We start from the raw sequence: 12322 nt of genomic DNA on the forward strand, positions 1-12322 counted from the left end.
TATATTGAAAAAGTGCAAATATACTCGGTATGTGAACATTTATCAGCATACTTTTTCGTTCAAGATAAGCCAAAATATGGCTTTACGCTTTTTCGTCAAGCGCCTGTTCTACAACTTTGACCAACCTTCCTGCTTCAGGGGAAGTAGTTGAATAGAAATAGTTAATAAGCTCACCTTTACGATTGATTAGGTACTTATGAAAATTCCATTTTGGCGCCGTGCCAAATCCTAATTCCTTTCTAGCCCAAAGATAAAAGGGATGGGCATTTTTTCCTGAAACCACTTCTTTAGCAGCCATGGGAAAAGTAACACCGTAATTAACTTGGCAAAAAGTTGCAATTTCTTGTTCCGTACCTGGCTCCTGACTGCCGAAATCATTTGAAGGGACTCCAAGTATGACTAAACCGCGATCTTTATATTTTTCATAAAGTTTTTCTAAACGAGAATATTGTGGAGTAAAACCACATTTTGAAGCCGTATTGACTACCATTAAAACTTTTCCTTGAAAGGAAGACAGCGGTAAGGGTTCATGTCCACGTAATGTATGAAATGAATAATCATATGCATTGTCATGATGCTGGGTTTCTGCTGCTGATAAATTAGAAGTCATCACAAACCATCCTAGTATTATTAATGAGAGAAAATGCATGGGTATCATCCCTAATCTTATTGAAACACAGAACTGAAATCAGTTTTGGGATTGAGATTAATAATATACTATTAACCTTGTAAAGCAAGAATGAAAAAATCATCACCTCGGGTTTTCATTAGATTAGCTCAAAAGATTCAGTAATAATGAAACTCAAGTGCAATTAAAAAGGCGAAACAATAAATGAATTGTGTAATTCAACTTGAAACCAAGTTGAATCATCTTTTTTAGGATTTACTTATCCAACTGATGTCTGATTTTTTCTTGCACTTCACGCATGTGTTCTTCATCTTTATAATGAGTTCGCGGCCAAAAAAATCCTTTAAGCCCGTCTTGTTTATTCCTGGGAACAATATGAATATGCAGATGAGGAATGCTTTGGCTAATTGTATTATTCATTGCAATAAAACTCCCTGAGGCTTCCATTGCTTTTTCAACAGCCTTCCCTATCTTTTGCGTGAGTAAAAAAAGAGGCGAAACCATTGCATCAGGCACATCATAAAGTGTTTTCATATGCATTTTAGGCGCTAACAAGGTATGGCCTGGAAAAAGAGGACGAGAATCCAAAAAAGAAATGAAATGCTCGTCTTCAAAAACAATAAACGCTTTTTCTTTTTTTGCAGCAATTAAATCGATAATACATTCAATTGTCATTTTATATCCCTATTTATTCATTTTCAGATTTAAACGGTGAGTATACTTTCTGTTGTACTGTATGTTTGTCCTTTATGTTCCAACAAGCTCTCTTTTTCACCTCGGTTTCCTATCTTGAGCAAGCGGCTAAAAAAACCATCCGGACTATGTGCAGAAGAAGTAAGCAGCTTCGGAGGCTCTTCCGTTATTTCCTTGATTTTTTCCGCACTAATGCGATTGTGCCACCGGTAGGCTAATCCTGGAATTGCAATAATCACACCCCCGGTATAACCTGCTGCTACACCATAAATTCCTAACTGGGTTTTAAGCCCCAGAAGTGCTGATCCTGTTATTCCCAAAGACAACGCTGAAACCGAAATAATAGTCGAACCTTTGAGATCCTTCAAAACTCGCAGTTGTTGTAATAGATTATAACGTGCTGAATCAAGAATAACTCCAGTTGACATCATGGGAGCCAAATATTTAAGAATTTCTTTTACCTGGTTTGGTGCTTTTCCAATAATCAACACCCCTGGCATAACCGCAAAAAATAAAGGAACTGGGGCAGTATAAATCAGTGTAGTTAATAATCCATACTTCCCCATCCGACTTGCATTTTCATATTTTTTAGCTCCAATCAAGCGATTAAGTTCTTGGGAATTACTTTGACCAAATCCGGCTAACATTAAGAAATTAAAGAATATGTATTGATTTAAATAAGTGATTGCGGCTTGATCCCTTGTGCCAAGCATGCCCGATAAGATGCTTACTGAAAGTGACATTGCCATTTCGCTTGCTACTGAAAATGTAATGGAACTGCCTATTTGCACAAGTTCGATAAATTGCTTGAACTGACCGGAAAATCTCTTAAAAATATTGAAGAATTCGTACTGACTAAAATCTTTATGTTTTGCTAAGTAAAACGCATAGGATAGAGAGGTTAGATAAGCTTCAATTACATAACCAATAGCGACTCCCGTCCCTCCTAACTTAGGTACTCCCAAACCACCAAATCCCAGCCACGCACCAATCCCTGTTCCTATTGCAAGACTTGCCAATCCGAGAAACATTGCCGGTTTAGCACGGCCAAAGCTAAACATCATTTGCTCTGTAGATATTCGTGTCATCACTGCTGCTACGGCAGGCGAATAAACACGTAAAAAATTCTGGGTAATTTCCGCGACATGTTCGCCTTGGCCAAAGAGGGTGGTTAATAAAGGCTTGGAAAAGATCAATCCCAGCATGACAGGTGGGGTAACTATTGCAGACAATAAAAGGCCATTGCGATTTATCCCAGCAATGTATTCACGTTTCCCTTGTAAGACTATTTCATTTGTTTCACCGTCTTTTTCATCCTCAGTTAATTCACCGATTTTATTGCTTGCAATGACACTCATTGAAAACAATGGGGCCATTCCAATGATTAAAAGTGTATTTATCATTGTAGAAATTAATGTTGCTGAAGCAACCTCATCTTCATTTTCACTGAGTGTATTAAGCAATACAACCATTAAAAAAATCTCGAAACTAAAAGTAAACGAAAGCGCCATGGGAAGGGACAGTGAACTTAACTCTTTAAAAACCCTCCAAAACCCGAAATAATCGTCGCCTTCCTCTTCTTCATTATCTACAAAAGGAATTTCCTCATCCTCTGCAACAAGCTCGTTTTGTTTTTCGCGAGAAGCTGGAATATTAATTATTGCCTCATCATGTAGATCTTGAGGGATGGAGTTGATACTTACCCCCTCTTTGTTTTTGGATTCAAATTGATTATTTTTTTGTTGCATTTATACTTTCCCTAAAAAAACTGCCTCTTCAAAACATGGGATTCTTACGAATAACCAATATGGCAAATAATTTGCTTTGATGACAAAATTGGTAGCATTCACTTGGCGGGCGGGAATTATATATCAACATTAAAAATTTTCATCTGAATTTTTTATTTATTTTAAAGAATAGGGAAATGCATAATTGCAGATAAATAAATACTAAAATATTATTTGTTTTTCTAATCTGGATGATTTCAATACCCTATTTTATTACAATTTTTAAATGCGATGAGGTAAAAAATAATGAAAAAATATTCTCTACTTTTGTTCTTAATGTGTTCTCTGTTTCACTACAATGCTTTTGCGAATAAACTCACCTTGGAAAGTTCGGCTTTTAAAATGAATTCCTTGATTCCGGACGAATTTACGTGTACCGGAATAGATCAATCCCCCCCATTAGCCTGGCGTAATATCCCGACTAATACTCAGTCACTTGCACTAATTGTCGATGATCCGGATTCTCCTGATGGTGTTTGGACGCATTGGATTGTGTTTAATATACCCCCAAAAGTTACGGAGCTAGAGGCAGGCAGCCCAGTACCTCCAGGAGCTGCAAATGCAAAAAACAGTTGGGGCGGTCAAGGATATCGAGGCCCTTGCCCCCCTGTTGGAATTGCTCATAGTTATCATTTTAAACTCTATGCCCTGGATACCGTATTAACTCTTGGGGATGGTACGACTCGAGATATTCTTTTGAATGCAATGACTGGCCATGTTATCGGTGAAGCGGAGCTGGTGGGAATTTATCAAAAATTTAACAGCAATGCTCCTGCCCAATGATATGAAATCTCTCTTCTTTGCTCACTTGCGCCGTGCTTTATGTACGGCCTCCAGTCGAGCTGGCATGAAAATCCGGAACTGGATTCTACATATAAAGCCTGGAGATCCTAACAAAATCGAAACAGGAAAATAGGTATTCTACGATACACAGCGGTACCTACAGGACAAAACAGTACTTCGTTTATATTCTAATGGAACTATTTGAATCTCGCCTCAAGGCGTCGTGATAGAACTATTCCACAAGCAGGATGGATTCAAGTAACAAATGAAGTTTTCCGTAAATTGTGTGAGTGCCTCTCTCTGGCATAAACCGCGGAAATGTAGGCTTTGTGATTGAACTAGATTCTTGATACAAAAATACAAAAAGATCTCGAACCCGGCTATTTATTTTGACAAATGGAAAACCAGAATGAATAATTAATTATCAACGATAAAAACCATCCACTTTTAACAGGAAATGACATGCAAGCTGAACTTTTTTATTCGATAGAGAGCGCCCATCCTGTTCCCCTTTATCTAATCTCACCAAAAAAATGGGAAAAGCAACGTTCTATGTTAACTATGATTGAACGTAATTATTTCATTCAAGCTCAATTCAGTGGAAAAATTGGCGAGTATTGCCTGCTTTATAATGCGGATGGTTTATTAGAGAAAGCTTATGTAGGCACTGGAGATGAAAATCAGGCATTAGCAATGGCTCATGCCGCTTTATTATTACCAGCAAACAGTTACCAGCTTCAAGAGAACTGTTCTCAGGAAGATGCCTTATTTTGGGCATTAGCACAATACCGTTTTGAAAAATACAAAAAAGATCGTGTGCCTCCCCGGATCTTGGTAATCGAGCAACACATGTTCACTGATTTAATTCATTTGGCCCAAGCTCACTTTTTAGTACGTGATCTCATCAATCAACCAGCCAGTGATATGGGTCCTAAAGAAATGGCAGATATAGTGGAACAATTAGCTGAAGAGCATCATGCACAATTCGAGCAATGGATTGGTGATGAATTGTTGGATGCTAATTTTCCTGCCATTCATACAGTCGGTCGTGCTGCCAAATCAGAACCACGTCTGCTCTCCTTAATCTGGGGTGATGGAACAAATCCTCGTGTTACCCTGGTAGGAAAAGGGGTTTGTTTTGATACTGGAGGCCTGAATCTTAAATCACCTTATGGCATGCGAATAATGAAAAAGGACATGGGTGGCGCAGCACATGTGATAGGTCTTGCTCATTGGATTATGAAGCGGAACTTACCCGTTCGTTTACATTTACTTATTCCTGCAGTAGAAAATGCGATTGGTCCTAATGCCTTTAAACCAGGCGATATTTTAATTATGCGTAATGGTTTTACCGTAGAAATCGATAATACTGATGCAGAAGGACGTTTGATTTTGGCTGATACTTTAGTCAAAGCATGTGAAGAGGAGCCTGACCTACTGATTGATTTTGCCACCTTATCCTCTGCGGCACGCGTTTCCGTAGGGACAGAAATGTCGGCATTTTTTGCAAATGAGGAATCTTTAGCAGCAGGGATAATCGACGCCTCTTATAACACCGTGGATCCAGTTTGGCGTTTACCGTTATTTGCACCTTATGAAAAGTTTCTGCAATCAACGATTGCTGATATGATTAATTGCAGTGACTATCCTTATGGCGGAGCGATTATTGCGGCATTATTTCTCCAGCGATACATTAGCAAGACAACTCCTTGGGCACATTTTGACATTATGGCATGGAGTGAACAAAGTAAACCCGGAAAACCTGAAGGCGGTGAAGCCATGGGTTTACGTGCTGTCATAGGCTATTTATTACGTGTTTATGGTTAGGTGTCAGAATCTTCCTCTTCAAGCTATAACTCAGCTAATTTGAACTCTGCTAATGGATAGTAATTTTGCCTACCTTTTTCAGATCTACTTTCTATGAGATGGATCTTATTAACCATAATTGGCGGAATAGCCGGTCCCTTTATCGTTTCCAATAGTTCATAGGGTACCCTGTGTCGAATTAATCGTCCCAGGGTCAAGTGTCCTCTAAAAGGACGCGTTTCAACAGGAATATCTAAAGTAATTGACGTGTTACCAATTACTTGGGACAACATCGCTAAATCGGCTTGGGATTGAACGGTTAATGAAAGAATTTTAGGATGACGCAAGCTTGGAAACCATTCCAAATGGCCAAATTGCAGTTGAAATGGCAATATATTTTTTATGGCGGCCTGTACATTTTCACTCAAAAGAATTAACTGTTCTTGCGGTAAATTCCCTAAAAATTGCACAGTAATATGCATTTTTTCTACATGCACCCAGCGAATGTAATCTGACAATAGGGTATTTTGTAGCGTTTTTAAACTTCTGGATAGACGCACCTGGGTTGCCTTGGGAAAGATAATTGCGAAAAAAACGCGTAGTGTATGCATCACTTCCTCATAAAATTAGGATATAAGGACTCTAATCCATGAAACATTCTTAAGTCCCTTTATCAAAAGAACTCGGATTATATACTATAATAGTATCAAAATTGTCCAAATAAAATTGGATATGACAACCTCCAGAGAGGACAACACAAGGAAGTGGAGGATTAAGATGATCCTTAAGAGCCTACAGGAAAAAATTGAATTCTTGGAAGAATGTATTTTTCATATTGATCATATCTTCAAACATGTGATGCATAGCAAGAACTCATCAAACATCACCCTGCATAAAAAAAGCAAAATTGATAACCAGGGAGAAAATATTTTAGCTTATGTAAAGCTTCCAAGTTCAATAGTAATCACGGGAAGTTTGTCGGATCAAAATTTTGATGCAGGTAAATTAATAGTACTTACTTCGCTATACAATCATATTGCAATGCAAATTAATAATAAAAGTAATATTGATCTAGGAGTAGAGTTTAATAGAGTAAAACAGAAACTGTATTTCACATTATTAAAAAATGGTCTTCCGAGTGCTGATATTTTAATGAAAAAGCACAGGAATCATTTATTAAGAAAAGGCATTCTGGGATATATTTTAAGTTTTATTTGGACATCACCCTCATCAGAGTTTCTTAATAGATATGAGTTTTTCACCAAGGCATCTGATTCGGAGGATAATTTCAATTTTTGCTATGAACTGGCAGAAAATTGTCAATTTGATGTCAATCTCATTTTCAAAATTGAACCTATTGGCAAAGGATTAGGATATATTATTAAAGCAAAATCAACAGAAGAAGCTTCTATCATTATGAATGCGATACGAAAACAGTTAAGCGAAAAAAAACTTGAGGATTCCATTCGTTATATTGATACCTTAAATAGGTCCACTCAAGATGAGAGCTCATTAACAATTGAAATATGGGGTCAAGCTGTAGATATGCTCAATAATCTGAAAGATGAAACGGTACGAAAATTTTGATTGTTGATACATAATCAATTAAATAAATTGGTTCCAGCACCTTAACAGATGTGGTTATAGATAAACGTTAACCAAGATGTTAGGATTGGGATTTTGCTTGAAAGTGAATGAAATACCGCCCTGATATTGATGGACTCAGAGCCATAGCAATTATATTGATTTTAATTTATCACGGGGGATTTTCCTTTTTTCCCTCAGGATTTATCGGAGTTGATATATTTTTTGTTATTTCTGGTTTTCTCATTACTTGTACCATCCACGAATCGCTCAAAGAGGATTCCTTTTCTTTTTTGAATTTTTATAATCGAAGATTATGGCGCTTGCAGCCTGTTTTTGTTTGCTTGCTCTTTTTAACAACGGCCTTAACTTTGTTGTTTTTTTTACCCGATGATTTAATTCAATACAGCAGAAGTGCGCGCAAAACTTCCTTATTTTTATCCAACTTGTTTTTTGATAAAACAACAACAGGCTATTTTTCACAAGATACCCATCAAATCCCTTTACTCCATACCTGGTCTCTTTCAATAGAATGGCAGTGCTATTTACTTTTACCCTGTCTTATCTATTGCCTGTATCGGTTCTCGCCCAACAAATATTTAATTCCATTTTTGGCTGGATTGACCTGTATCGCTTTTCTAGGGTCGCTCTACAATGCAAAAAACCTGCCCTCACACACTTATTACTTATTTTCGAGTAGGATTTTTGAGTTTTTAATTGGCTCCTGCATTGCATTCATTCCCATGACTTTCTTTTCAGCCAATAAATACTTCTTAAATCTTATTGGTGGTTTGGCATTAATCAGCTTGCTATGCCTCGCCAGTTTCAATCCAGTAATAACAGGTTATCCGAACCACTATGCATTTATTGTTTGTATGGCAACAGGATTTCTCATTGCCATAGGGGCCTGTTCTCCCAAAAATATCTGGAGCCAATTATTTTCCAGTAAACCGTTGGTGTTCATAGGACTATTGTCTTATTCACTTTACATTTGGCATTGGGTTATTTTCTCGGTTTTAAGATATCAAAGTATTGGAGAAACTCCCTTTGTTTTATTTGCTGCCTTTGGGCTTACTTTTGTTTTAGCCTATCTGTCTTGGCGCTTCATTGAAAAACCATCAAAACGCTGGAAAAAAATACACTTCCGTTATACCTTTGTATTTCTATTATTAGCGCCAATCCTCGCTTTTCATCTTAGCGACTATGTTATCAAAAAAAATCAGGGGTTTCCTCAGCGCTTTAATAAGGAACTATTAACTGTTTATCAACAATTAGAGCAATATAAAAACCCACAAAGAGCTTTGTGTGTTACCGATTCTCGGGATGAAATCAATATGCAATGCATTGTCGGCTCAAAAAAACCGGACAGTAGACATGCCTTAATGATCGGTGATTCATTTGCCAATCATTACTGGGGTTTTGTAGATGTGTTAGGACAAGCAGGGCATGTCTCTATTTTATCGCAAACAGTATCTTCCTGCCTTACCTTGCCTGACATGTATCTTTATGACTGGTGGCACTTTAAAAAACAAGTCTACTCACTCTGTCATGAACTTACCCGAAAATATTATCAAATGATTCAAAATAATCATTATGATTATGTAATTATTGGTCAAGTATGGGCTAATTATTTATCAGCGAACATCATAAATAACTTGAATGATCCACGTTCGTTACTTTTAACTCAAGAACGATTGGAAAAAGCTTTAGATAAAGCGCTTTCAATCATTATTAACTCAGGAGCAAAACCTGTATTAATTCAGTCAACCGCTTTAATGCAAAATAATTTTCATGATTGTTTTTTTAAACATATAAAATTAAGAAAATCTTATAATTCCCATGAATGCGAGTTTACCTATTATGAAGATCAATGGTTTAATAAATTATTTAGTAAAATGAAAAGCAAATACCCTCAATTGATTATAATTGATCCTAAAAAAGTACAATGCGAACAAAATACTTGTAAAGCAGACATCAACGGAATTCCAATATACCGTGATGTAGGCCATATTACTGACTATGCGTCGTATCAATTGGGGATGCTTTATCTACAAAAATTTCCAAACCCTTTGGGATAACCTTTACTTCATGATTCAAAGAAAATTCTTTATTGACGGGTGATGTTACTCGTCATATAAAAGATTTTCCTCTATCCTTTATAAACAAATTAAATTTACATGAGAGGAATATTACATTTTTGCTCTCATCAAGTACGAAAAACCTGCCTGGAAACAGGTTACAACTACGAGTTATTTATGAAAACAACAATTACACATTCTTCTGATATCCTTTTAGAGCTCGTACGCCATAAGGAATTAAAAGGTGAATTAACGTTTCAACATATTTTACAAGTTCTGGGTGAGCGGGCATTTGGAATTGTATTGTTGTTTTTTGCTTTACCTAGTGCCTTACCTTTTTCTACGGTCCCAGGTGTTTCTATTGTGTTTAGTCTGCCTATAGCACTTTTTGCATGCCAAATGATATTTGCCAGAAAAACATTGTGGTTACCAAAAATTATTGCGAAACGCACGATTCATCAAAAGACTATTTCTAAGGTAATTCATACTACAGTACCTTATTTGACTAAAATTGAATATTTTTTGAAACCACGCTGGATATTTATGACCTATCGTTTGATGGAAATAATCACTGGCATCATTATTTTTTGTTTAGCCATTTTTCTGATGTTGCCTATCCCATTAAGTAATTTTATTTTTGCATTCCTGCTTATTATTTTTAGCCTGGGATTAATAGAAAAAGACGGGGTACTTCTTGTGGTAGGATATATTGGTACTATTGTTTATATTAGTTTTATGTATGTATTTATTGAAGGAATAATTAAATATTTGTTTCATTAAAATATCCTCTATTGTTAATTTGACTGTTATGTGGAAATTTAACTAAGGATGGGATATGGTTTTAAAGCGCGCCCTTATCATTACACTCTTGTGGTTTTATGATTGGGGGCGATCTTAGGAAAAGGAATTTATGCACTTATTGGAGAAGTAGCTCAGCGAGCTGAAAAGCTTACCCCTTTCATTAACCAATACGATTATACTTTGCGTTTTTCTCACAATTCATGCCACGCTCATTAAGATTAAATTTTCGGAAGTCCTAAAATGGGAGCTGTTTTTTTCCTATTTTTTCACTTATATCCACTGTTGTATTTTTGGATAGGAATCGTTTCTTTAATTAATTATCTCTAACTCTATATCATCCATTTCATAAGCATGCTAATAATTGAGTACATTCCAAGTAATGCGATCGCTGTTCCTGCCAGCAACATAATGAGTCGCGGCTGAAGATGGCGAACAAGGTAGGCAGCAAAAGGGGAAGCAATAGCCCCACCGGCAATCAGTCCGAGAATAATTAACCAATTGGTAATCCCAATGGTAAAAAAGAAGGTCGCAGAAACACTGATGGTGATTAAAAACTCAGTCAAATTCACTGTACCTATGGTGTAAGAAGGCGAAGTTCCCTGTACAAGTAATGTGGAATTAACAATGGATCCCCAACCGCCCCCACCTGTTGCGTCAAAAAACCCACCAAAAAAACCAAGAGGTATTAATCCACGTGCATGATTAGAAGGCAGTGCACGCCTGGTTTTTAGGCGCTTGACCATAAAATTTTTTATGAGCTCCATGATTTTTCCACCTTGGAATGCTCGGTATAAAATATAGCAACCCGTGGCGATCAAATAAACTGCAATAAAAGGCCTCGCTATTTTTTCTGATGCTTTGGTCAGGAGATACGCCCCAAGTATACTTCCCAAAATACCTGGGATAGCTAATCGTCTAAATAATGCATAATCAACATTTTTAAACATCGCATGTGATAAACCGGAGACGCCAGTGGTGACAATCTCAGCAGTATGTACTGCAGCACTGGCCACCGCAGGAGGAATACCATAGGTGACTAAAACACCTGTAACAATTACCCCATAAGCCATACCTAAGGCACCATCAATTATTTGTGCCACAAAGCCTACCAGCGCGAAAATTAAAAACTGCTCCATAAATATCCTTTTTTAACAACTAACTTATAGACGGTTAAATCAAGTTACTACAAATTTAATTTCTGGTTTTATTTCTTCGATAATTTGCTTGCAATCATTGAGCCGCTAAGTATCAAGACAATCATTGAAAGCGTCACTACTACAGGGATTTCTATGAGATCATGCACCATCATTTTTATCCCAATAAAACCTAAAATTAAAGCTAATCCATAGTTAAGATAATAAAATTTGTTTTGGATGTTTGCCAAAATGAAATACATAGCTCGCAATCCCAGTATTGCAAAAGCATTCGATGAACACGCAATAAATGGATCTTTAGTGATCCCAAATATAGCAGGAATACTGTCAATAGCAAAAATTAGATCACTTGTTTCAATAAAAATAAGTACAACAAATAGAGGAGTTATAAAATACGATTTATTCTTCTTTACAATAAAACTCTTATCTTTTGGAATTGTTTTTGTTATTGGAAAAAATTTTCTTAATGCCCTAAGAATAAAATTATTCACAATGGATTGTTCATTTTGCTGCATTGTGAAGAATTTAAATGCAGAATAAATGAGTAATAAACCAAACAGATAAAAAATCCAATCAAATTTATTGATGAGCCAAATCCCAAATACAATGAGTATTATCCTCATAGAGATCGCACCCAATACCCCAAATAAAAGCAGACGGCGCTGATACTTCATGGGTATAGAAAAATATTTAAATATCATGACAAAGACAAAGACATTATCCATCGATAATGATTCTTCAACCAAATAAGCGGTAAAGAATTCAAGTGCTTTTTGGTTTGCAATATGGACTGAATAGCTTTGCGATAGATATACCCACAAAAATGCATTAAAAAGCAAGGCCAGGATGATCCATACACTGACCCATACAAGAGATGATTTCAATGAAATCTCCTCTTCCTTACTTCTGGTCAAAAGAATAATATCGATAGCTAATACGACCACTATTAAAAGAATAAAAAACAACCATAACCACCATGTGCCTATAGACTGCATTTATCTTCCCGAA

Annotated in this window: 11 protein-coding genes; 5 read left to right on the top strand and 6 right to left on the bottom strand. The window is 36.5% G+C overall.

Annotation, left to right across the window (positions count from 1 at the left end; all coding sequences use genetic code 11):
* Nucleotides 1–82: 82 nt before the first annotated feature.
* The 3 genes from FOLKNPGA_RS15560 to FOLKNPGA_RS15570 all read right to left on the bottom strand — a co-directional run bounded on the left by FOLKNPGA_RS15560 (nt 83) and on the right by FOLKNPGA_RS15570 (nt 3069).
* Nucleotides 83–610, bottom strand: coding sequence for a glutathione peroxidase (locus tag FOLKNPGA_RS15560; RefSeq protein ID WP_182350738.1), 528 nt, complete (start codon nt 608–610; stop codon nt 83–85).
* Nucleotides 611–883: 273 nt separating this feature from the next.
* Nucleotides 884–1303 (bottom strand): HIT family protein, encoded by a 420-nt coding sequence (locus FOLKNPGA_RS15565; RefSeq protein ID WP_182350739.1) that lies wholly within the window; start codon nt 1301–1303, stop codon nt 884–886.
* A gap of 29 nt (nt 1304–1332) precedes the next feature.
* A complete protein-coding gene (locus FOLKNPGA_RS15570) occupies nt 1333–3069 on the bottom strand; it encodes an MATE family efflux transporter (protein WP_182350740.1) in 1737 nt (578 codons plus the stop codon).
* 285 nt (nt 3070–3354) lie between these two features.
* Between FOLKNPGA_RS15570 and FOLKNPGA_RS15575 the strand changes: the two genes are divergently transcribed.
* Nucleotides 3355–3891 (top strand): YbhB/YbcL family Raf kinase inhibitor-like protein, encoded by a 537-nt coding sequence (locus FOLKNPGA_RS15575; RefSeq protein WP_182350741.1) that lies wholly within the window; start codon nt 3355–3357, stop codon nt 3889–3891.
* Nucleotides 3892–4353: 462 nt separating this feature from the next.
* Nucleotides 4354–5718 (top strand): M17 family metallopeptidase, encoded by a 1365-nt coding sequence (locus FOLKNPGA_RS15580; protein WP_182350742.1) that lies wholly within the window; start codon nt 4354–4356, stop codon nt 5716–5718.
* A gap of 23 nt (nt 5719–5741) precedes the next feature.
* On the opposite strand, the gene thpR is transcribed toward FOLKNPGA_RS15580, so the two are convergent.
* On the bottom strand, nt 5742–6308 hold the full coding sequence (thpR, locus tag FOLKNPGA_RS15585; RefSeq protein ID WP_182350743.1) for an RNA 2',3'-cyclic phosphodiesterase: 567 nt from the start codon (nt 6306–6308) through the stop codon (nt 5742–5744).
* A 202-nt stretch (nt 6309–6510) separates the two neighbouring features.
* Here thpR and FOLKNPGA_RS15590 point away from each other — a divergent pair, with 202 nt between their 5' ends.
* From FOLKNPGA_RS15590 to FOLKNPGA_RS15600, 3 genes are all read left to right on the top strand, one after another.
* On the top strand, nt 6511–7284 hold the full coding sequence (locus tag FOLKNPGA_RS15590; RefSeq protein WP_232890079.1) for a hypothetical protein: 774 nt from the start codon (nt 6511–6513) through the stop codon (nt 7282–7284).
* A 107-nt stretch (nt 7285–7391) separates the two neighbouring features.
* A complete protein-coding gene (locus FOLKNPGA_RS15595; protein WP_182350745.1) occupies nt 7392–9359 on the top strand; it encodes an acyltransferase family protein in 1968 nt (655 codons plus the stop codon).
* A gap of 177 nt (nt 9360–9536) precedes the next feature.
* A complete protein-coding gene (locus FOLKNPGA_RS15600) occupies nt 9537–10139 on the top strand; it encodes an exopolysaccharide biosynthesis protein (protein ID WP_182350746.1) in 603 nt (200 codons plus the stop codon).
* Between the two features lie 350 nt (nt 10140–10489).
* On the opposite strand, the gene FOLKNPGA_RS15605 is transcribed toward FOLKNPGA_RS15600, so the two are convergent.
* Together FOLKNPGA_RS15605 and FOLKNPGA_RS15610 are read right to left on the bottom strand one after the other, a co-directional pair.
* Nucleotides 10490–11296, bottom strand: coding sequence for a sulfite exporter TauE/SafE family protein (locus FOLKNPGA_RS15605; RefSeq protein WP_182350747.1), 807 nt, complete (start codon nt 11294–11296; stop codon nt 10490–10492).
* 68 nt (nt 11297–11364) lie between these two features.
* A complete protein-coding gene (locus tag FOLKNPGA_RS15610) occupies nt 11365–12309 on the bottom strand; it encodes a TerC/Alx family metal homeostasis membrane protein (RefSeq protein WP_182350748.1) in 945 nt (314 codons plus the stop codon).
* Nucleotides 12310–12322 lie beyond the last annotated feature (13 nt).

The sequence above is a fragment of the Legionella sp. PC1000 genome, assembly GCF_014109805.1.
Lineage (GTDB): Bacteria > Pseudomonadota > Gammaproteobacteria > Legionellales > Legionellaceae > Legionella > Legionella resiliens.

Coding starts and splice junctions, on each gene's coding strand:
- thpR (WP_182350743.1), bottom strand. CDS start 6,308: ATGCATACACTACGCGTTTTTTTCGCAATTATCTTTCCCAAGGCAACC.
- FOLKNPGA_RS15610 (WP_182350748.1), bottom strand. CDS start 12,309: ATGCAGTCTATAGGCACATGGTGGTTATGGTTGTTTTTTATTCTTTTA.
- FOLKNPGA_RS15580 (WP_182350742.1), top strand. CDS start 4,354: ATGCAAGCTGAACTTTTTTATTCGATAGAGAGCGCCCATCCTGTTCCC.
- FOLKNPGA_RS15570 (WP_182350740.1), bottom strand. CDS start 3,069: ATGCAACAAAAAAATAATCAATTTGAATCCAAAAACAAAGAGGGGGTA.
- FOLKNPGA_RS15595 (WP_182350745.1), top strand. CDS start 7,392: ATGAAATACCGCCCTGATATTGATGGACTCAGAGCCATAGCAATTATA.
- FOLKNPGA_RS15560 (WP_182350738.1), bottom strand. CDS start 610: ATGACTTCTAATTTATCAGCAGCAGAAACCCAGCATCATGACAATGCA.
- FOLKNPGA_RS15565 (WP_182350739.1), bottom strand. CDS start 1,303: ATGACAATTGAATGTATTATCGATTTAATTGCTGCAAAAAAAGAAAAA.
- FOLKNPGA_RS15605 (WP_182350747.1), bottom strand. CDS start 11,296: ATGGAGCAGTTTTTAATTTTCGCGCTGGTAGGCTTTGTGGCACAAATA.
- FOLKNPGA_RS15575 (WP_182350741.1), top strand. CDS start 3,355: ATGAAAAAATATTCTCTACTTTTGTTCTTAATGTGTTCTCTGTTTCAC.
- FOLKNPGA_RS15600 (WP_182350746.1), top strand. CDS start 9,537: ATGAAAACAACAATTACACATTCTTCTGATATCCTTTTAGAGCTCGTA.